At 47.1% G+C, this 20942-nt stretch carries 19 protein-coding genes and 1 other RNA gene; 8 read left to right on the top strand and 12 right to left on the bottom strand.

Annotated elements, in window-relative coordinates:
• Positions 1-100: 100 nt before the first annotated feature.
• Positions 101-1171, top strand: coding sequence for an AI-2E family transporter (locus tag EOO49_RS04825; RefSeq protein ID WP_290843253.1), 1071 nt, complete (start codon positions 101-103; stop codon positions 1169-1171).
• Positions 1172-1213: 42 nt separating this feature from the next.
• Here EOO49_RS04825 and EOO49_RS04820 read toward each other — a convergent pair whose 3' ends face one another.
• The 4 genes from EOO49_RS04820 to EOO49_RS04805 all read right to left on the bottom strand — a co-directional run bounded on the left by EOO49_RS04820 (position 1214) and on the right by EOO49_RS04805 (position 5431).
• Complete coding sequence (locus EOO49_RS04820) at positions 1214-2137, bottom strand: cupin-like domain-containing protein (protein WP_290843251.1); 924 nt, start codon at positions 2135-2137, stop codon at positions 1214-1216.
• Between the two features lie 150 nt (positions 2138-2287).
• Complete coding sequence (locus EOO49_RS04815; protein WP_290843249.1) at positions 2288-2740, bottom strand: NUDIX domain-containing protein; 453 nt, start codon at positions 2738-2740, stop codon at positions 2288-2290.
• Between the two features lie 67 nt (positions 2741-2807).
• Complete coding sequence (locus EOO49_RS04810; protein ID WP_290843247.1) at positions 2808-4250, bottom strand: hypothetical protein; 1443 nt, start codon at positions 4248-4250, stop codon at positions 2808-2810.
• Positions 4247-5431 carry a hypothetical protein gene (locus EOO49_RS04805; RefSeq protein ID WP_290843246.1) on the bottom strand — a complete coding sequence of 395 codons (1185 nt, stop codon included), beginning with the start codon at positions 5429-5431 and terminating at the stop codon, positions 4247-4249. The genes EOO49_RS04810 and EOO49_RS04805 overlap by 4 nt, the downstream gene beginning before the upstream one ends.
• A 189-nt stretch (positions 5432-5620) precedes the next feature.
• On the opposite strand from EOO49_RS04805, the gene EOO49_RS04800 reads away from it, so the two are divergent.
• Positions 5621-6067, top strand: coding sequence for a glycine zipper 2TM domain-containing protein (locus EOO49_RS04800; RefSeq protein ID WP_290843245.1), 447 nt, complete (start codon positions 5621-5623; stop codon positions 6065-6067).
• 143 nt (positions 6068-6210) lie between these two features.
• Positions 6211-7464 carry an NAD(P)/FAD-dependent oxidoreductase gene (locus tag EOO49_RS04795; RefSeq protein ID WP_366927232.1) on the top strand — a complete coding sequence of 418 codons (1254 nt, stop codon included), beginning with the start codon at positions 6211-6213 and terminating at the stop codon, positions 7462-7464.
• 33 nt (positions 7465-7497) lie between these two features.
• On the opposite strand, the gene EOO49_RS04790 is transcribed toward EOO49_RS04795, so the two are convergent.
• From EOO49_RS04790 to EOO49_RS04780, 3 genes are all read right to left on the bottom strand, one after another.
• Positions 7498-8850, bottom strand: coding sequence for a GH1 family beta-glucosidase (locus EOO49_RS04790; protein WP_290843243.1), 1353 nt, complete (start codon positions 8848-8850; stop codon positions 7498-7500).
• A gap of 278 nt (positions 8851-9128) precedes the next feature.
• Entirely contained in the window at positions 9129-9443 is a 315-nt protein-coding gene (locus tag EOO49_RS04785; protein WP_290843241.1) for a hypothetical protein, read from the bottom strand.
• Positions 9444-9549: 106 nt separating this feature from the next.
• Entirely contained in the window at positions 9550-10974 is a 1425-nt protein-coding gene (locus tag EOO49_RS04780) for an L-serine ammonia-lyase (protein ID WP_290843239.1), read from the bottom strand.
• Positions 10975-11841: 867 nt separating this feature from the next.
• Here EOO49_RS04780 and dnaK point away from each other — a divergent pair.
• On the top strand, positions 11842-13737 hold the full coding sequence (gene dnaK / locus EOO49_RS04775; RefSeq protein WP_290843237.1) for a molecular chaperone DnaK: 1896 nt from the start codon (positions 11842-11844) through the stop codon (positions 13735-13737).
• A 156-nt stretch (positions 13738-13893) separates the two neighbouring features.
• Here the strand turns inward: dnaK and EOO49_RS04770 are convergent, their stop codons facing one another.
• Positions 13894-14397: a hypothetical protein gene (locus tag EOO49_RS04770; protein WP_290843235.1), complete on the bottom strand. Its 504-nt coding sequence runs from the start codon at positions 14395-14397 to the stop codon at positions 13894-13896.
• Between the two features lie 100 nt (positions 14398-14497).
• Here EOO49_RS04770 and EOO49_RS04765 point away from each other — a divergent pair, with 100 nt between their 5' ends.
• Positions 14498-15091, top strand: a complete 594-nt coding sequence (locus tag EOO49_RS04765; RefSeq protein WP_290843233.1) for a hypothetical protein — start codon at positions 14498-14500, stop codon at positions 15089-15091.
• Positions 15078-15293 (top strand): hypothetical protein, encoded by a 216-nt coding sequence (locus tag EOO49_RS04760; RefSeq protein ID WP_290843231.1) that lies wholly within the window; start codon positions 15078-15080, stop codon positions 15291-15293. The genes EOO49_RS04765 and EOO49_RS04760 overlap by 14 nt, the downstream gene beginning before the upstream one ends.
• On the opposite strand, the gene EOO49_RS04755 is transcribed toward EOO49_RS04760, so the two are convergent.
• The 4 genes from EOO49_RS04755 to EOO49_RS04740 all read right to left on the bottom strand — a co-directional run bounded on the left by EOO49_RS04755 (position 15274) and on the right by EOO49_RS04740 (position 19363).
• A complete protein-coding gene (locus EOO49_RS04755) occupies positions 15274-15996 on the bottom strand; it encodes a carboxypeptidase-like regulatory domain-containing protein (RefSeq protein ID WP_290843229.1) in 723 nt (240 codons plus the stop codon). The two genes, EOO49_RS04760 and EOO49_RS04755, sit on opposite strands and share 20 nt — an antisense overlap.
• Positions 15993-16721, bottom strand: coding sequence for a carboxypeptidase-like regulatory domain-containing protein (locus EOO49_RS04750; RefSeq protein ID WP_290843228.1), 729 nt, complete (start codon positions 16719-16721; stop codon positions 15993-15995). Before EOO49_RS04750 ends, EOO49_RS04755 begins: the two co-directional genes overlap by 4 nt.
• Positions 16722-16925: 204 nt before the next feature.
• Positions 16926-17780 (bottom strand): alpha/beta hydrolase, encoded by an 855-nt coding sequence (locus tag EOO49_RS04745; protein WP_290843226.1) that lies wholly within the window; start codon positions 17778-17780, stop codon positions 16926-16928.
• Positions 17781-18313: 533 nt separating this feature from the next.
• Positions 18314-19363, bottom strand: coding sequence for a glutaminyl-peptide cyclotransferase (locus EOO49_RS04740; RefSeq protein ID WP_290843224.1), 1050 nt, complete (start codon positions 19361-19363; stop codon positions 18314-18316).
• Between the two features lie 88 nt (positions 19364-19451).
• Here EOO49_RS04740 and ffs point away from each other — a divergent pair.
• Together ffs and EOO49_RS04730 are read left to right on the top strand one after the other, a co-directional pair.
• Positions 19452-19550: signal recognition particle sRNA small type (gene ffs / locus EOO49_RS04735), an RNA gene on the top strand.
• Between the two features lie 125 nt (positions 19551-19675).
• Positions 19676-20491, top strand: a complete 816-nt coding sequence (locus EOO49_RS04730; protein ID WP_290843222.1) for an alpha/beta hydrolase-fold protein — start codon at positions 19676-19678, stop codon at positions 20489-20491.
• The last annotated feature ends 451 nt before the right edge of the window (positions 20492-20942 follow it).

The raw sequence follows: 20942 nt of genomic DNA, 5'->3' as shown, positions 1-20942 counted from the left end.
CGACTTTCCCGACTTTTTAACAAACGGCGCAAATCATGATATTTCCAAGACACGCTTGCAAAGGTTTGCCTATCTTTAGTTCATAACCGAAAAAATTTCCATGCGCACAACTCCGTTTTACACCCGTTTGGCCCACGTCCTTTTTTGTTTGATCGCGTTGATTTACATCGCCATAATTGGTGAAACCGTGATCGCGCCTTTGCTTTTCGGGCTGCTTTTTGCGCTGTTGTTGTTGCCTTTGGCGCGGTTTCTGGAATTTCGGCTAAAGTTCAAACGCGCTTTGGCCACGACCGTGACGTTGGTTTGCATGAGCGTTTTGGTACTGTCGGTGCTGTTTTTCCTAATCGGGCAACTGTCTGACCTTTCCGGTGACATTCCGGCGTTTCGCGAGCAGCTGCTCAAGGCCACGACCAGTTTGCAGGATTGGGTTTCGGATACTTTCCACGTTGACAATTCCGATCAGATCGCTTACGTCAATCAGGCCGCCGACGGCGCTCTTGCCAAAGGAACTTCGCTCGCGGGCGAGGCTTTGCTGTCTGTTTCATCGATCGTGCTTTTCCTGGTTTTCACGTTTCTGTACACGTTCTTCATCCTGCTTTACAGACGTTTGCTACTGCGTTTCATCGTGGCTTTGTTCGCCGAAGAACACGTGGGGATCGTGAACGGAGCCGTCGCCGAAATCAGGTTCATCGTAAAGCGCTACGTGAGCGGATTGCTTATACAGATGGCGATCGTGGCCGCGCTTACGTGTTCGGCTTTTGGCGTTTTCGGAATAAAATATGCGATGATTTTGGGTTTGGTAACCGGGATTTTCAACGTGATTCCATACATCGGGATTTTTGTTTCGCTGCTTTTGAGCCTGCTAGTGACGTTTGCCACGGGAACGAGCACCGACGTACTTTTCGTGTTGATCGCCTTGTTCGTGATCCATTTGTTCGACAGTAATTTCGTGATGCCCAAAATCGTCGGATCACAAGTCAAGATCAATCCGCTTGCCGCTTTGCTGGGATTGTTCGTGGGCGAAATGATTTGGGGCGTGAAAGGCATGTTCCTGAGCATTCCGATGATTGCCGTGCTCAAAGTGGTTTTCGATCGCGTCGACGGCCTCAAGCCTTGGGGAATTTTTGTCGGGGAAGAAGTGGTTGTGGAAAAACCGTCGCCTGACGAATGATTCCGGCTTAAACCCAAAAGAAAGTTTTCCCTGCTCCGATTCTTACTTCAACAACGCATTCGTACGCCGAATCGCCTCGGCATCTTTGTAATCCAGCCAGGCCTGACCTTTTCGTCTGCGCATGAAATTGTCATAATTTCGATTGATCACCAAATTCACGAGACCTTTGAAAAGATTGCGCGGACGTCCGGCCAAAGACCTCAGGCTGAGCGAAAATCCGGCAGTTTCATATTTCATGTAATGCCACCAACCTTCGGGCATATAAAGCATTTCGCCGTGGTTGAGATGCGTAATGTAAGGATTGATTTGGCGAAGTGCCGGAAAGCGCTCGAAATCCGGTTTGTCGAAGTCGATTTCCTCGTGACAGATCCATGAATAGGGAAGTCTGTACATGTATTTTGTATCGTCTGGCGAAACCAGCACGCACTGTTTTTTTCCCTCGAAATGAATGTGGAAAATATTCGGGAAATCGACGTCGTAATGCATGAAGACCTTTGCGCCCTCGCCACCGAAAAACACCAGTGGCAAGCCCTTGAGAAGTCTTATGCCAAGCTTCGGCCATTTCATGTCAGCCTTCATTGCCGGCACGTTCTTCAACAAATTGAAAAGGAAAATCCTCAAATCGGTCGGGCCTTTCTTGAGAATGGCAATGTACTCTGACATCGTCATGGTAAAATCGGGCTCGTTGACTTTTTTGGTGTAATCGGTTTTGCGACTGTCGTAAAGCGGCACCTGGGTTTCTCCGGCCATCTTTTGCAGAAAATCGAAATTCCATTTTGAAAAAGCGGGCCAGTCCTCGATTTGCCGCGTGATCACGACAGGTTTTTGGCGTCTGTAATAGTTTTCGAGAAACTCCTTTTTGGTAAGGCTTTCCACGCGGTCGATGTCTGTATAGTTGAATTGTTGCTGCAAAATGAAGGACAGATTGGTAAGTTCGGTCAAGCCGATGCGTGACAATTCCAGCATTCGCCTCTCAACCGATTTCTGCTCGAATTTACGGCTTTTCCTGCATCGGAAATCACAAATTTACCAACAACATTTTAGAGGCTTTCCGCAGCGAAAACATGCTTTGGCGGACAGTCGCAAACCATATCCTTCGAGGTCAAATCCAAAAAGTCAAGCATACTCGGAAATTTCCAGGAGAAACGCTTTTTGTGCCTCGTTGATCTTTTCCAGCGCGCCGTCAAGCGGAAACCATTCGGCCTTGTCGACTTCGGGAATCTCAAGTTTGCGTCCCGACCTTGGCGGCCATTCGATCTCGAAAGTGTTGCTGACGGTATTTTCGGCTTCCACGAACTTTTCCAAAGCCCAAGCGTGCACGATTTTTCCGGACTTGAGTTTCACCGATTCGAGTTTGCGGTAGTTTGCATCCAAATCGAGAACGTGCCCGGTTTCTTCCCCAAACTCGCGAACCGCCGCGTGCAACGGATTTTCATCGGCCAAGAATTCCCCTTTCGGAATCGACCATGCGCCCAAATCCTTGTTTTTCCAAAACGGTCCGCCCGGATGCACGAGAAAGAACCGCAAAGGCCGGGTTTGGTACAAAAGAATGCCGGCAGACTGTTTCATGCGACTTTTTCCTAAAGGTAGAAAATTGTCGAACGAAACGGCCTGCCGGCAAGTTTTTATGTTTGTATCAGTTCTTCTCCTCGGTCAGGAACATGAACTGCATCTCGTTGTCCTGCGTCATGCGCGTGAGCAGCATTTTGTTTCCGTCCTTGAAGTAGTGCGAAAGCTGATTGACGTAATCGAGATAAGGATCTGTGTAACGATCATACCAGAAATAAGTTTGGATCGACGCCATTTTGATGTCGTAATTGCGGTCCGGATCGATCTGGTAGAATCCTTTTTCCTTTCCGGCGACGACTGTCGTGTAGCCGTCTTTCACGGTCAATCCGTAAAGGTGGAAAAGTTCGGCGCGGCGCGTCACATCGGTCGTAAGTTTCTTGACACTTTTGACTGTTCCGTCGAGGTTCAGCACGTAAAGGAAAGCGCCCGAAAAATTGTAAGGCTTCGGCTCCCAAGCATTTTGCATGCTTCCGACGTTGTTCACCTTGGCTTGGCGAACTTCAGATTTCGCCTCGACATAAACCTCGATCGCATCGCTGTGCACGATCACGTGTCGCCAAAGCGCTTTCTCGATGTCTTTGGTCTGGTTCAATTCGTCGATTTTAGGATTGTTCAGGATCGTCGCGCTCGCCAGATCGTAAAGCATCAGATTCGAGAAATCGCCACCTCTGATTCCTTTGGTAGGCGAGTTGAAGGCTAGCAGATAATCGGAAGCGCCAATCGAGACCGCTTTTGGTTCCTGGATCTTGATGGCCTCGGCTATCGGTTTTTCGACAAGTGCCGAAGCGTCTCCGTAAGCGATCGAGAATCCGGTCTTGAACCCTTTGGCCGAACGCAGGAAAACCACTTTTGAATTGTTTGTCACGTCGAAACTTTGGGTCACGAATTCGTCGGCGAACGAGAATTCCTTTTCCCACGAAGGCTTCAGCGAAGTGCCGTCTAAAACCAGAACGCGGTTTTTTTCGGGCTCGTTCTTGGCGCGGTACAGGTTGTAGTTGAGGGCGATAAGGCGGTTGTTGTCGGTCTTTTTCATCGAGGCCGATCCTGATTTCATCGCTGACAGAATATCGTTCACCATAAGTTCGGTGCTCGTGAATTCTCCCGACTTTTTATCGAAAACGTGCATTGTGATAGCGCTTTTCTTGGCCTTTCCGGAGTAAGTGTCGGTGAAAACGGCGACGCGGTCGTCCTGGGTCACGACGAATCCGAGGTAATTATAAAGCGTACTGATGTCGAATTTAGGGAAATCGTAAGTGAAAGTCTTTACCAGTTTATTGGTCTGGTCGAATTTTCGCAACACCATTTGGCGTTTGGCGGTCAATCCGTCGGTGTTGATTACAGAAAGCAGGTAATGTCCGTAATTGTCGGCAAGCACCAAATTCGGGTCTTGTTCGATCTTAGGATCGTACGCAAATTTCTCCCCAAAAGACGTCTTGAGTTTCGTGGTCTGCGAAGTTCCCGAAAACGCCAAAGTCAGCGTCAGGGCAATCGTGAGTAAGTTGCGTATCATTTTTTGGAATAGATTTCTTTTTCGAGTTTGGCAAGTTCGCTTTCTTCAGACGAAGACAGCTTGATGTAAATAAGGTTTTCCTGCAATTGGTTCAGGATTTTTTCGGCTTCGGTCTTGCGGTTCAAGGCCACGTTCAAACGGATAAGGTTGAAATACACGAACTGCGCGATCTTGGCGTTGAAATCGGCTTTGGGATTCTTGTAGTCGATTTTTTGCAAAGCGGCGTTCCAAATGTCGATGCCTTTCTGCATGTTGGCATACGCGATCTGGTTCGATTCGGCCGCGCCCGGTTGCAGTTTCTTCAGGTTCGTGGTCACGTAGATATCGGCTTTGGCCAAATCGTCATATTGTCCTTTGTTCTTGACACTTTGCAGCACGATGGTCTTGTTGGCCGCGGTGTATCCGAATTTTTGGTTCAGAAGCGCATTCACGCCGGCGATCACTTTGGTCAGATGTCTTTTTTCTTCGGATGCCTTGTCGATATTGTTGCTCGGAACCGACGAAAGGAAAGCGAAATCCTTGAAAAGAACCGTGTTGAGTTTTTCAACTCCGTTTACTTTGACGACAACTTTTGTAGGTTGGTTGATGAAAGTCTGTCCGTTGTTGTCCTGGAACGTCGGGCTTTTGATGTCTACGTTCACATCGACGTAGTTCGCTCCGCGCGAGTAACCGTCAATGTTGATCTGGGAAGCCAGAACGTTGTTGTCTACGATTGAGAAGTTCTTGAGGTTCGGCTCCTGATAAACTGGCGGAGCAGGTTTCACGTAAACCGGTTTGGTAGGAAGCACGAGTTTCGGATTCTTTCCGGCTTCGGTCATCGTGAGACGCTCGAGCATTGAAAGTTTCTTGAATTCGGTCTGTTCCAACTCATAAGTGCTCTTGGCTTTTGCAACGTCAGCGTCGTGTTCCTTGAGTTTTTCATTGTAGTCGACCTTGCTTTGGGCAACTGTCTGGTCGTAATTTTTCACGGCCAATGCGTGGTCTTCCTTCGATTTTTTGACGATGTCCTCGGCCGTTAGGCTGTAAGGCGAGGTAACCGTGACATTGAAATTGCGGTTCGCTTCCTCTACGCTTTCTGAAGGTTGGTTCACAGATTGGAACTCGACTTTCTCTGACGAAATGCTCTGCGCGCCTGCGCTCAATCCCATTAAAATAACCGAAACGACGGCTATTGCGTTCATTCTTAAGTTCATTTGCGTTTTTTTAAAATCGGGCAAATGTAATCCGATTATGTAAGTTGACGCCAAAACGTGTGTTAATGTTTGGATTACCAAAAAAATGCGCCTTGTAAAACTTTCGGAAAATCGTATAACGACTTGGCGAAATCGCGGCACTACCTTTGACCCATAACCTGACAAAAGTAAAGTATCATGAAAAAGTTAGCACTTCTATTAGTTACGGCTCTAGCCTTTACGGGATGTAAGGACATGGCCGCCGAAAAAGCCCAACAAAACCAACAACGCGAGCTGGATTCACTCAAAATGGTGATGCAACAACAGCAAGCTGAACAAGAAAGACAACGCGTAGTCGACTCGATGAACGCAGTGGCCGATGCCCGCGCCGCCGAAGCCAGAAGAGTCGCCGCCAACAATAACGCCGGAGCTGCTGCTCCAGCCGCCGCGCCCCAGAAGAAAGGCATGAGCGGTACTGCAAAAGGCGCGCTTATCGGAGCCGGTGCAGGTGCGATTACCGGAGCTTTGGTCGACAAAAAAGGACCTGAAGGCGTAATCGTGGGAACGCTTGGTGGTGCCGCAGTTGGTGCCGGAACCGGAGCTGTTCTTGAAGACAGGGCGAAAAAGAAAGCAGCAAATAAGTAAGTCGCAGTTGCAGTAGCAGTTTGAAGCCAAACGTAGTAAGGGCAGAAGCGTACTGATAACCAGACTTAAATAAGGACAATAACTTCTCTATATACAACACGAGGCAACTCGACGAGAAACCGGATCTGAAAAGTTCCGGTTTTTTGTTGGAAATTTACGACATGAAAACAATTGTGGTAGGAGCGGGCGCGGCCGGACTTATGGCGGCTTACGAACTTTCGCGAAAAGGCGTGGATGTTATGGTGCTGGAAGCCAACGACAGAATAGGCGGGCGCGTCCACACTTTTATTCCTCGCGGATTCACGAATTTCATAGAAGCCGGAGCCGAGTTCATTCACGGAAATCTGCCGCTCACTTTGGGCCTGATGAAAAAGGCCAAACTCGAATACATAGCGGCTTCTCTCGAAATGACTTCGTTCGGGAACGGACAGTTTTTCGAAAGTTTCGACTCGAAATATTGGAGCGATTTCGCCAAATATGCTTCTCGACTCAAACGCGATTGCACGCTTTCGGAATTTTTGAACCGATATTTTCCAGATAAAAAACACGAGCCTTTCCGAAAGGAATGCCACGACATGGCGCAAGGTCTCGATCTGGCCGATCCTGACAGATTGAGTATGTTTTGCATCCGACAGGAATGGACGAGCCACGAAACCCAATATCGCCCGGTTTCGGGTTACGCGCCTTTGCTGGGTTTTTTGGCCGATTCGATCGCGCGAAACCACGGGAAGATTTTGTTCGGACACAAAGTCGAAGCGATCGAATGGCAAAAAGGAGGCGTAGAGGTCAGTGCGAATTCGGGCGTTTTTTTGGCCGATTCGGTGATAGTGACAACAACTTTGGGCAATCTTCAAAATCGCAATATCGCTTTTGAGCCCAGGTTCGACGACGGTTTTTTCGATGAAATCGGATTTGGCGAAGTGCTCAAGATCGTGTTCGAATTTGAATTCCCGTTTTGGGAAGAAACGCAACCCGACCTTGGATTTTTGTTCACCGAAGAAGAATTCACATTTTGGACGCAACTCAGTTTAAGGCGTCCGATTTTGGTCGGATGGATCGGAAACGACCGCGCGTCAGAACTTTCGGCTCTATCCGACGAAGTTTTGTCAGAAAAATTGTTGGCCAAACTGTCCGAAGCTTTCCCGAAATACGAAGTTAAGAAGATCCTGCGCGCCAAACAGATTTTCCGCTACACGAAAGCATCGGAAACAAACGGCGGGTATTCCTGGACGACGACGCAAAGCAAAAAAGCGATTTCCCAAATCAATAAGGGAATCGAGAACACGATTTGGTTCGCGGGCGAGGCTTTCGAGAGAACGGGCGACGTCGGAACAGTGGAATCGGCATTTCAAAGCGGCCGTTACATAGCGCGTAAAATACTCAAAATGAAAATTTAAGCATTTGACAATTCGCGATTCGGACGAACTTTATCAACCCAAAGATCTGAGTCCGTCAAGGAAATCGCGAAACCAGAATCCCGATTCCTTGACCGTGCGTCGCTGCGTTTCAAAATCGACGTGAACCAACCCGAATCTCGCGTTGTAACCTTCGGCCCATTCGAAATTGTCGGTCAGCGTCCACACGAAATAGCCGTTTACATTTACGCCTTCGGTTTTGGCGCGATGCAGTTGTTTCAGGTGTTGTTTTATGTAGTCGATGCGTTTTTCGTCTTGCACTTTTCCACCCGAAATCACGTCCTTGAAAGCCGCTCCGTTTTCGGTCAACATGATTTTCGGAAGGTTCGGATACCTTGAAAACTGCTTGAGCAATTCGTACATCGATTCTGGAAAAACTTCCCAACCCATTTCGGTAAAAGCAACATTTCGCTTTGTAGCGGGCACGAGTTTGGCGCGCAAATAAGGTGTAAAAATTGAAGATTTGACGACTTCTCTCGTGTAGCATTGCAAGCCGATGAAGTCGAAATCGAACGCCATATTCGCCACGTCATCGGGTTGCATGTATTTCTCGATTTTCTTTAGAACCGACAAATTTTCGGTCGGATAACCCAAGCCCAACAAAGGCTCGATGAACGAGCGATTGAGCAAAGTGTTGACGCGATCGGCGGCGAGAACGTCTTTTGGACTGGCGGAATTCGCCGTAATGTGCGTGCAGGAAAGCGTCGTGCCGATATTGGCATGCGGAAGTTCCGACTTTAGGATTTTTCCCGCCGAAGCAGTAGCCAAAGTCGCTTGGTGCACGGCTTTGAGAAAGTTCGGAAGCCCGCGTTTTCCCGGAGCGTGAATGCCAAGGAAATAACCCGCGCCAGTAAAAACCGACGGCTCGTTCATCACCATCCAATTCTGGACGCGATCGCCGAAATGCCGGGCGCAAAACAAAGCATATTCCGAAAACCATTCGACAATATCGCGATTGGTCCAACCGCCTTTTTTCTCGAGTTCAAGCGGCAAATCCCAGTGGTAAAGCGTCACCCAGGGATCGATTCCCCTTTCAAGCAGATGGTCGATCAACCTGTCGTAAAACGCGATGCCTTTTGGGTTCACCGGACGCATTCCGCTGGGGAAAATCCTGGGCCAACTCAGCGAAAACCGAAAGTTCGGGATGGAAAGTTGGGTCAGGAAATCGATATCCCGCTCGAAAGCGTTGTAGAAATCGCAGGCCGTTTTGGCGTGCTGTCCGTGTTTTATCCTGCTTTTTGAATCGGTGAAAACATCCCAAATCGACAGGCCTTTGCCATCTTTGTCGTGCGCGCCCTCGATCTGGAAAGCAGCCGTGGAAACGCCCCAAGCGAAATCCTTTCCAAAATCCGGTCGGTTCAGGTCCATTAAGGAGTCAATGCAGGAATGAGGATTGCAAAGCTCTCTTGAACAGCCAGTTGTGGATAAATGCGGGCAATATTTTGAAAAACAGTGACATGCGATTTTTTATGCAAGTTACCGTTTGTGTTGTTTTTGGAGGTCACGTCAAGGTTATGAAATGGTCAAAGAAAATCCCAAATCCCAAAACCAAAAATCCGAATTCTCGCGTTGAACCTCGAGTCAGAAAAGGTAAAATCTGCGACGATTCGGGAAGATTCGCATTTCAAAATCCGAAAATCCAAAAGTCAATCCCGATTAAGTCTCTTTTTATGTCCTTTTTTCCAAACAAGCTGAAATCCGATCACCGACAAAAAGGCCAGAAACAGAAAAATCGCCAAAGTGTAATAAGTCGTTCTTGGCATGATGCTTCTAACGTGTTCGATCTTGGCTTCGACATCGAGCAATTTTGGCGCGGCGATCAAAAGCGCGATCGCGACGGCGATGTTGATTTGCGTGATAACGGAATATTTGAGGTTGATTTTTTGGGCGATGCTGAAACTTCCCAGAATCAGTTGGCTTGCGATGGGCAAGAACAGGATTATGACTACTATGTGGAACATGGCATTTGGGTGAAAGGTTGAAAATCGTTCGTGCGATTGTCCGTCAAGCGGAAAATCCCCTTTAAGTTACGATTTTTCGAATTGCGTCGGAACGTTTTGACCTGAATTAACAGTCGGCCATGTTCACCGCGATCGCGAGTCCGCCTTCGGAAGTTTCCTTGTATTTCGCGTTCATGTCCTGAGCGGTGCGCCACATCGTATCGACGACTTTGTCCAACGGGACTTTGGCGTTTTTGGCATCGGTTTCGAGCGCGAGTTCGGCGGCGTTTATGGCTTTTATCGCGCCCATGGTGTTGCGTTCGATGCAGGGAATCTGGACCAATCCGCCAATCGGGTCGCAGGTCAATCCCAAGTGGTGTTCCATTGCGATTTCGGCTGCCATGAGGACTTGCTCCGGAGTTCCTCCCAAAAGTTCGGTCAAAGCTCCGGCTGCCATTGCCGAGGAAACCCCGATTTCGGCCTGACATCCGCCCATCGCGGCAGAAATCGTCGAACCTTTCTTGAAAATACTGCCGATTTCTCCGGCGACCATGAGAAATTTCTTGATGTCGTCGTTGCTCGCCGTATGGTTTTCGATTACCATATAATACATCAGGACTGCCGGGATCACGCCCGAGCTTCCATTGGTTGGGGCAGTCACGACGCGGCCTAATGACGCATTGACCTCGTTTACGGCCAAAGCGAAACAGCTAACCCATTTCAGTATCGAACGGAATTTTACCTCGGTTTTTCTGATCGTCTGCAGCCATTCCTGAGGATTCGCGTACGGTTTGTCGCCGATCAGGTTCTTGTGCATGTCGAAAGCGCGCCTGCGAACGTTGAGTCCGCCGGGAAGAATGCCTTCGGAATGGCAGCCGATATACATGCATTCCAGCATCGTGTCCCAGATTCGCATGAGTTCGCGGTCGATATCTGCTTCCGAACGCATCGATTTCTCGTTTTCGTAAACGATCCCAGAAATGGATTTGCCCAGATCATTGCAATATTTCAAGAGCTCGTCGGCTTTTTGGATCGGATAGGGAAAAGCACATTTGATGATTTCCTTGGCCTTCGCATTCGGACGGTCTTCTTTCACGACGAATCCGCCGCCTATCGAATAGAAAGTCGACTCGTACTGAAAATCGCCATAGTAGGCCGTGAATCTTAGTCCGTTGGCGTGGAATGGCAGGAAGTTTTTGTTGAAGACGATGTCCATCAGGAACGAAAACACGATTTTTTTCTCGTTTCCGAGCAAAAGCGAATTCGAGTTCTCGATGTCTTTTATGATGGATGAAATGTTCTCGACGGGAATGTATTCCGGGTCCTGTCCGGACAAACCCAGCATAACTGCCAAATCTGTGGCATGGCCGGTTCCGGTCAGGGACAGCGATCCGTAAAGGTCGATCCTGACGCGTTCGATATTTTCGAAAATGCCGTTTTCGCGCAATTCCGACAGGAAACGTTCGGCTGCGCGCCAAGGTCCGAGCGTGTGTGAACTCGAAGGTCCGACGCCAATTTTGAGCATGTCGAAAACGGAGATGCATTCTTCCATTGCCATTGTATGGGATAAGCCGATTTGGGACTTTGGTGCAAATATAGTAACGCAGGCATTGAAATCGATTTCGGAAATGTGAATGTTTTGGAATTTGATGTAAAATTTTGTGAATAGCAGAAAAATTTGTCTCAAATCCCAGATTCTAAATCCCAAATCCCAGTCCCGATAGCTATCGGGACAAATTTCAAATGCGAAAAGCTAAAACTTGCAGTACGAAATTCAATTCTTCGCCTTATAGCAATGGAACTGTCGTGTTTGAGGGATTCGAAAGTAAAAAATCTCGATTCTTGGTTAAGACGCAGGATCAGATTTCCTGGGGATTTTGGCCGTTTTATTGATTCGGTTAACACTTTCCTTTTTTTTGAAGTCAAAAGTTACCCGAAACCGCGAATTCATAGCCCCGATGCAAGCGGATAGCCTTTTGCAGGAAGCACCTTGGTTTTTCACGGCTGCAACAGCGACCAGCGGAAGCTCGTTGCAGTCGTAGAAAAAGCTGGCGCTTGCAAAAAAGCTAGCAGCGGGCAGCGGGTAAGAGCTTAAAATAACGACGACTCTAATTTTGTCGAAAAAAAGTTTCGTTTTTTATAATATCGCTGATGACGATTTTGTAGGGATACTACACCAACCCCTTCCCTGAAGGTAAGATCGGAATTTCCGAAATAAGTCGTTTACAGAAAAACCGTAGTTTTTGTTAAATGCAGGTTATCGATAAAGTCGGGATCTTGCCCAGGTAGGCTATCGCGATGAAAATTGGATTTAAAAAATGTCATCTTGTCATACCAAACTGACAAACGCAGTAATGGCACAACAATTGACTAAGGACTGCCAAATTCAAAGTAAACACACAAAATTAAACATAGAATCATGGGAAAAATAATCGGAATTGACTTGGGTACGACCAACTCCTGCGTTGCCGTAATGGAAGGTAACGAGCCTGTCGTAATCCCGAACTCCGAAGGAAAACGCACCACGCCTTCGGTAATCGCATTCGTTGAAGGCGGTGAAATCAAAGTGGGTGATCCTGCAAAACGCCAGGCGGTGACCAATCCTACAAAGACGGTCGCTTCGGTAAAGCGTTTTATGGGGAACAAATATTCTGAGTCACAAAACGAGGCCGGACGCGTTCCTTACTCGGTTGTGAAAGGTGACAATGACACGGCCCGCGTCGACATTGACGGACGCTTGTACACGCCACAGGAATTGTCAGCGATGACACTACAGAAAATGAAAAAAACGGCCGAGGATTATCTTGGCCAGACAGTTACCGAAGCGGTAATCACCGTTCCGGCTTACTTTAACGATGCGCAGCGTCAGGCGACCAAAGAAGCGGGTGAGATCGCGGGCTTGAAAGTCATGCGTATCATCAACGAGCCGACTGCAGCCGCTTTGGCCTACGGACTTGACAAAAAATCGACAGACCAAAAAATCGCGGTTTATGACCTTGGTGGCGGTACTTTCGATATCTCGATCCTCGAATTGGGTGACGGCGTTTTCGAAGTATTGTCTACAAACGGAGACACGCACCTTGGAGGTGATGACTTCGACCAAGTGATCATCGATTGGTTGGCAGACGAGTTCAAATCGGAGGAAGGCGTTGACTTGCGTCAGGATCCGATGTCATTGCAGCGTTTGAAAGAAGCTGCCGAAAAGGCGAAAATCGAGTTGTCCTCATCGGCTCAGACCGAAATCAACTTGCCATACGTTACGGCTACGGCTTCAGGTCCGAAGCACTTGGTGAAAACATTGACGAAAGCCAAATTCGAGCAATTGGCCGATACTTTGGTGCGTCGTTCGATGGAACCAGTTGCAAAAGCGTTGAAAGATGCAGGTTTGTCGAAATCGGACATTGACGAGGTTATCTTGGTCGGTGGATCGACACGTATCCCGAAAATTCAGGAAGAAGTGGAGAAGTTCTTCGGAAAAAAACCTTCGAAAGGCGTAAATCCTGACGAGGTTGTGGCCATCGGAGCAGCGATCCAAGGTGGTGTTTTGAGCGGAGACGTGAAAGACGTATTGCTTTTGGACGTTACGCCACTTTCGCTAGGAATCGAGACTATGGGCGGCGTATTGACGAAATTGATCGAATCTAACACGACAATTCCAACCAAAAAATCACAGGTGTTTTCGACTGCCGCTGACAACCAACCGAGCGTGGAAATCCACGTTTTGCAAGGAGAACGCGCCATGGCGACTGACAACAAGACGATCGGACGTTTTCACCTGGATGGCATTCCGCCTGCACAAAGAGGCGTTCCTCAGATCGAGGTGACTTTCGATATCGATGCCAACGGAATCATCAAGGTTTCGGCAACTGATAAAGGAACCGGAAAGTCGCACGATATCAGAATCGAGGCTTCATCGGGCTTGACCCAGGAAGAAATCGAGAAAATGCGCAAGGACGCCGAAGCCAACGCCGACGCCGACAAAAAAGCGAAAGAGAAAGTCGAGAAACTCAACGAGGCCGACAGCATGATTTTCCAGACCGAAGCCCAATTGACCGAACTTGGCGACAAGCTTTCAGAGGCGAACAAGTCTAACGTTGAAACAGCTTTGGCGGAATTGAAGACGGCTTACGAAACGAAAGATGTAGACGTGATCCAACCGGCGCTTGACAAAGTGAATGCCGCCTGGAAAGCTGCTTCGGAAGATATGTACAAGCAAGGTGAAGCCGCTCAAGGCCAGCCGCAGCAAGACGCTCCTCAAGGTGATGCGAATTCTGGCGATAATGTCCAGGATGTCGATTATGAGGAAGTGAAGTAAATTAATAACTATTAATTAATAATTGTTAATTAATAATTGTTAATTAATAATTGTAGTTAACCGGATTGGAAACAGTCCGGTTTTTTTATGGATTATAGGCGAAGACCAAAGATGAGTAGACAATAGACGTCTTCGTCTGACGCAAATCGTTATCTGTCAATCGATTTTGAGGCTTTCGATTATTTTGAGGAAATCCGGTTCGTATTTAGCGTAGTAATCTGCGCGATAGCCCATGAAACAGACGATATAAAATTTGTCACCAGATTTTGTCGTGTAAAATTGAGACCTTGTTTCGTCTTCCTGATTTTTCTGTGAAGTCGTGAAAAAATAGTAAAGCCTGCCGCCAAAATTCGCTTCCTTTCCTCCCGAAATCTTGTTTCCGTTTTTTTGCGACAATTTCATGTAGTTGAAAGTCAAGGTGTCCAACGATTCCTTTTTGTCTTCCGACACGTGTATCCAAAGCGATGCCGCCGGACGATCGTTTTCCAACCGCATTGCTGTAAACGATACGGACCTGTTAGGATTTTTGTAATTAGGCTTCCAGTTTTTGGGATAGGAAAGCGCAATGCCTAAATTTCTATCGGAATGTCTCTCGAAATTTAGTTGGCAAAATCCGGACTGGCTTCCGAAAATCATCGCAAAAAGAAATAAAATTCTCATAAACACGTTTTTCTGTTTCCATTTATCGGTTCGTCCGAAGATAAGAAATTAACAATTCGGCTATGTGAATTTTCGTATTTTGCCGTAAATCCAAATCACTATGAAAAAAATATTCTTTGTCGCTTTGGCCTTGTCGCTCACTTGCACATCGGCTATTGCCCAAAAATCAAAAAAATCGAAAAGCAAGGCCAAAACTACGGTGGCGGCTGGTCCAAAATCTTTTGCAAAAGCCGATAATTTGAGCGTCGACTACAGTAAAAACAACCTTTTCCTGACTATTTCGCCATCCAAGGACACGGTAAGTCTTAGGAAAGTAACGATGAGCGAACCGAGCGATGTCGTGGTCAAACCGATTTCCTGCAGCGGAAAACAGCTTTACGCCGTAACGTGGACCGAAAAGAAAAAACAGGGCGATGCCAAAACCAAACTCGAGGACATTACCCAAAAGAATACGACTATCGTGGATGTGGAATCGAAGGCGAAAGTGCTCGAGAATATCGAACTCGCGAACCATATCACAGAAAAAGTATATCTGTCGGCAGATAAATATGTTTCGGAGACGCAGGAAAAAACACGTCGCGAAGGCTTCGAATGCAGTCTTGGCGCGAACGGCGAAGTTTATCTCAAGAACAAATCGACGCAGACGAAATTGGTTTACGATACCAAAACCAGTAAGTTCATTGCTAAAAAATAGGGTAGAAGCAGTAGCAAAAGCAAATGCAGTAGCAGATGCAGTAGCAGATGCAGAAGCAGTAGTAGTTGTTGTGCCGGATAATAGCTCTCGAGAAATCGGGGGCTTTTTTTTAGCGTTTTTTCCGGTTGTCGATGTTTTTAGAAAGGCGTCCGATGTGATTCTTTCCGGAAATTCTCACGGTTTCATCGGAACCAATTTCTAACCTTATAATAAGCACGTTTGAAGATATTGCTTTTCGAAACCACGACTTCGCCCATAAACGCAGCGTTTTCCTTCAGGTTCACATCGCAAACCATGGAATCGCCAACTGGGAAAGTGGTATCGCTGTATCCGATGTACGAAAACACAAGCCGGTCGCCTTTTCGAACTTCGATGCGGTACTTGCCGTTAACGTCCGTCGAAGCCTGGTTTTTGAGATCGAGATTGGTGACGGAAACGCCAGGAAGCTTGTCCGAGTTGTCAAAAACCGTTCCCACAAGCGTAAAAAAATCGCGTTCTTCGACAAACATCACATCGCCCATAATTTCCGTTTCCACGATTTGTGTTGTATCGATTACGACTTCTTCCAATGGATTTCCGACGAGCAAGACCGTTTGTTCATTCGGTTTTTCCTGGGCTTGGGCCGATGCGACCGACAGCATTCCCAAAACCCCCGAAGCGACGTATGGCAATAAGACAGACGGTTCACGAGGCCCGACCAACTCGCGTCCGAGTTGCGATCTGGTAAATCTTCCGCAGATTTTGTCGGAACTTTTTAGAACGGAAATGATCTCGCGATCGGGCGCATTCGAAAAATCGTGCACTTTCTTTTCGCAAGTACCGCAAAAACGGCCTTTGTCATCGGGCGACATTTCGCTCCAATTCTCGTGGCAAGGCTTAGGGATTTTCAGGCTGTATGTTTTCATCGGAACCAATTTCTAATTTTGTGATAGGTGCGTTTTACGAAATTCGGGCGATGATAGATAGCGTATCCGCTAAAAACTATTTCATCGCCTAACGTAATTCCGCCTTCGGACATAGCAACGTCAACTGTGTCTCGCGCTCCGATTTTCACCTGGACGTCGGTATAGCCTATGAAAGAGAAAGTAAGTGTTTGTCCTTGCTTGGCTTCGATCTGATACTTTCCGTAAATATCGGTTTGCACGCTGATCTTGGTTTCATTGACTGTCACATTTGCCCCTGGAATTGCGATTTGGCTATCTGAAACAATTCCGGAAATGACTTTTGTCAAAGCGGCGATCGCGACAGTATCTTCGGAAACAAAAGGTTTTTCGGCAACTTCAACTTCGCCCAATTTTTCTCCAACCAAAAGAACTACCTGAGGTTTCGGCTTTTCCTGAGCTTGCATCGAAGCAAAAGACAACATAGCCAAAACGCCCGACGCCGCAAGTAACCAATTATGAGATTTGTCTTCCGCGACTATCAATTCGCGTTCGAGCTGGCTTTGGCGAAAGCGTCCGCAGACATTCTTGTTCTGGGCGAAGTAAACGGCAATCTGAGCGTCGGTTGATTTGGTGAAATCGATCACGTTCTTTTGACAGGAATTACAAAAACGCCCTTTTTCGACAGGTGACATCTCACTCCAATTTTCGTGGCAAGGCGTCGGTATTTCTATGAATAGGTTTCTCATTTCTTGTTTTTTACGAGTTGCAGCAGTTCGCCCGATTGCACTTCAGGGTTTTGCAAAATGAGCCAAAAACAAAAACGTCCGACCAAAAACAGGAGTTGCGGATTTTCCTGGGAGCGGTCGGACGCGAGTGATGTAGGAACACCTTTTGTCGTCGGCTTTTTTATAAAGATGTCCGATCGGCAAAAAAGGTTGGGATGGATTTTATCAATTGAACTTATTTTGGAAAAAGGCCACGAGACGCGCCTGGAAATCGGCCGAGTCTTGTGCGTTGAACGTGCCGTGCCCGCCAGTCGGATATAAATAGGCCTCGTTGTAAACGTTGAAACTGTCCAGTCTTTCCTTGAGTCGCGACTGCTGAGTGACCGGAATCAAAGGATCGAGGCCGCCGTTGAACTGGATTGTCGCCGGAGATGACGCGCTGACGTGCGTTCGCGGACTTACCTCGGCATAGATTTCTGGGTTCTGTTCAAAGGTAAAATTGCCGACCAAAGCCGTGAGTCCGCCTTGGAACAACGGATGGTTCAGGTAATTCGGATCGGTGAAATCGGTCGGTCCGACAAGACTGCAAATCGCCTTTACCTCGTGATCAGGATCGTAATCGTATCCGTAAAGCATCGACAAATGCGCACCCGCACTGGCTCCGATCAATCCGTATTGGTTCGAGATCTGATAATTTTCGGCTTTGAGAAAATCGATAGCTTTCTCTATGTCCTGGATTTGCTTGGGAAAACCGGGGCTTGCCGCCGTTCCAAGTCTGTATTCGAGATTGACGATAGCGTGGTTTGGGAAGACGGCTTTGAGCCCGGGGATGAAAAATGCCATATCGGAACGCGAGCCGCCGCTCCATCCGCCGCCGTGGATCAGGATAAAAACTTTGGTTTGGGAGGTTCTGTTGGCCGGAAGATAGACGTCCATTTTTTGCTGTGGATCGCCTCCGTAAGCGACATTCATAAGCGTTTGGGCTTGCAGATTCGGCGTATCCTGTTGATTTTCGTCATCGGACGAACCGCAGCTTGCCGCCAAAAAAAGCGCGAGTAGGAGTGAGGTCAAGTATTTCATAGTCGTGTTGTTGTGACGATAAAGTACGACTTTGCGGTTGAACACTGCTTTCGATTAACCTGTTTTTGTGATTTTTGCCGCAGATCGGGCTTGATTTTCGACAGATTTCCACACAAATAAATTCGTGCATTGCCTATTTTTCAACCGCGAATTTGCGAATTCAAGTTTGGGACAGCGCGTAAATTCGCGAATTCGCGGCCAAATTTTTTGCAGTTGAATTGGCTGAAGATAAGCTCATGCATTACCTATTTTTCAACCGCAAATTTGCGAATCGAGTTTGGCACAGCGCGTAAATTCGCGAATTCGCGGCCAAATTTTTTGTAGTTGAATTGGGTGAAGATAAGTTCGCACATTGCCTATTTTTCAGCCGCGAATTCGCGAATTCGAGTTTGGCACCGATCGTAAATTCGCGAATTCGCGGCTGAATTTTTTGCAGTCGAATTCGGGTGAAGATGAATTCGCGCATTTGTGGAAAAAGATAAATGCCACAAATGCACGAATAAATGTGAATTTCCGAAAAGTCGATTCGCGGCTTACTCCGAAATTTTGATCTCGAACATCTTATCCCAGTTCTTTCCGGTCACGAAAAAAGTGTTGGTTTTCTTGTTGTAAGCGATTCCGTTCAAAACTTCCGAGGCCGGATTCTTGAGTTCCTTGCGCAAGTTCACCAAATCCAGGACGGCTTCGACCGAACCTGTTTTCGGATCGATTCTCGCGATGACGTCTTTTTGCCACACGTTTCCGTAGATTTTTCCGTCGACCCATTCGAGTTCGTTAACGGCTTTGATCTTTTGGGAAGTCGTGTAAACGTTGACGTAATCGAGCATTTTTTGTGTTTTCGGATCCATTTTCCAGATTTTCTCCGTTCCGTCAGAACAGTAGATGAATTCACCGTCATTCGTCATTCCCCAGCCTTCGATTTTCCTGTCGTATGAAAACGTCTTGACGCGCTTGAAATTTCCGGGATTGTAGATGAATCCTACGTTCGATTGCCATGTGAGCGCGAAAAGTTGGTTGTTGATTACCGTGATTCCTTCTCCGAAATAGTGTTGCTCGAGATCAGTTTGCTTGTAGGCCTTCCCGGTTTTTAGGTCGACTTTTCGAATGAACGAACGTCCGTTTTGGCCGGTGCTCTCGAGTAAAGTGTCCTTGTAGAATTCAAGGCCTTCGGTAAACGCGGCCGTGTCGTGAGGAAAAGTTCGGACTACGGTATATTTCAATGGTTTGGCGATCACGCTCGACATGACTTCCACCCTTGCCGTGATTTCCTCGGCGGCCGTCGATCCTTCGAAATAGACCAAAGCCTTCAGTTGCTGGTAGCCAAGTTTCGCATCGGCTAACGAAAAACTGCAATTTCCGGCGCCTTTTACAGCCGAAACGCGTTTTTCATTGGCGTAAAACGCGATGCTGTCTATGGCCTTGTCTTCTGGATTCGCGATCACCAAATCGACCTTGTCGCCAACTTTGTAGGCGGTTTTGAACTTGGATTCATCAAAAGAAAAGTGTTTTTCACCCAATTTTGGATTTTCGCAACCGTTGAATGCCAAAGCTAAAAACGTGGCTGCCAAAAGATTATATTTCATTGTTAAGGAAATTTCTGGATTAAGGCGCAAATCCCGTATTTATTGGGGTGCGCGTTTGCGAAAATACGAAAAGATTGTATATTTGCAACGGCAAGTCCTGCGCGACCAGCTCCTGTAGAATCCCCCAGGATGGGAACATAGCAAGGGTATATGGTTGTAGCGGTGCGACGCAGGTCGCTTGCCATCTTTTTTACTTTGAGATCTCCTTTCGGGAGATTTTTTTGTTTGTATTGCGTCCGTCCGCTACTGCTATTCCGCCGCTACTTCTGCTACTGCTACTGACACTTTCCCCAATCTTCGTACCTTAGGACCATGAAAAAACTCCTTTCCCTTTTCGCGTTTTGTTGCGTCGCAACAACATTTGCCCAAACCGAAACTATTTCCCAAAAGCCGCTTACGATAGGAGAAATCAAGACCATAAAGTCAGCGGTGTTGAACGAGAATCGGCAAATCAACATCTATTTGCCACAGGGTTACGACAAGGATAAATCGTATTCGGTGGTTTATTTGCTGGACGGCTCGCTCGGTGAAGATTTCCTGCATGTGGTTGGTTTGGTGCAGTTTTTCAATCTGATGTATACGATGCCGGAGACGATTGTCGTCGGAATCGAGAATGTCGACCGCAAGCGCGATTTCACCTTTCACACCGATCTGAAAGAATTGACCGACAAATATCCTACGACGGGACATTCCGATGACTTCATCCGGTTTCTTGAAACGGAACTTTTGCCATACATAAAATCGAACTATAAAACCACAAATGAAAATTACCTGATAGGCCAATCCCTTGGCGGACTTCTTGTCGGCGAGATTCTGCTCAGGAAACCGCAGCTTTTCTCGCATTACCTTATCGTGAGTCCGAGTTTGTGGTGGGACGATGAAAGCCTGCTCAAAAATGCGAAAGTGGTCGTGTCCAAAAACGATTACAAAGGCAAATATGTCTATGTGTCCGCTGGTGGAAAGGAAGATAAAATCATGCAAAAAGACGCGGACGTTTTTTACAAAATCATCGCTGCAACAAAAGGCGTAAAGTCGGATTTCGCTTTGCTGTCCGACGAAGACCACGGAACGATCCTGCACCAAAGTTTGTACAAAGCTTTTACCAAATTATTCAAACCTCGTTACTGATATGAAATTTCTGCCGTCATCCCCATGTTGTACACGGACGAAATCGAGGACACGATCGCTTTCTACGTAGGCATTCTGGGTTTTATTTGCGGCGAATCGAATGCCGAAAGGGGTTGGGCGGCGTTGCGTCGAAACGAATGTGAGATCATGCTCTCCAAACCAAATTCGCGCACATTAAAACCGATGACGTGGAAACTTTTTGGGCGCAAATCAAGGACAAAATAGCTATTGGACTGACCTTTCATTATGTAATCTTTATCGACGAAACTTTAACAATAATTACATAAAATCTGTAATCAGGTCGGCTAGATTTTTTTTAGGGATAAACACCGGCCCCTTCCCTGAAGGTAATTTCGGGAAATTCCGAATACGCCACTTACAGAAAATCTGTACTTTTTGTTAAAAGATTATCTATAACGCTTCTAAAAATTATTCGGACTTTTGCACAGGT

The organism is Flavobacterium sp. (genome assembly GCF_004295795.1).
GTDB lineage: Bacteria > Bacteroidota > Bacteroidia > Flavobacteriales > Flavobacteriaceae > Flavobacterium.
The sequence above is the reverse complement of the archived record's forward strand: the minus strand, read 5'-3'. Positions and strand labels throughout refer to the sequence as shown.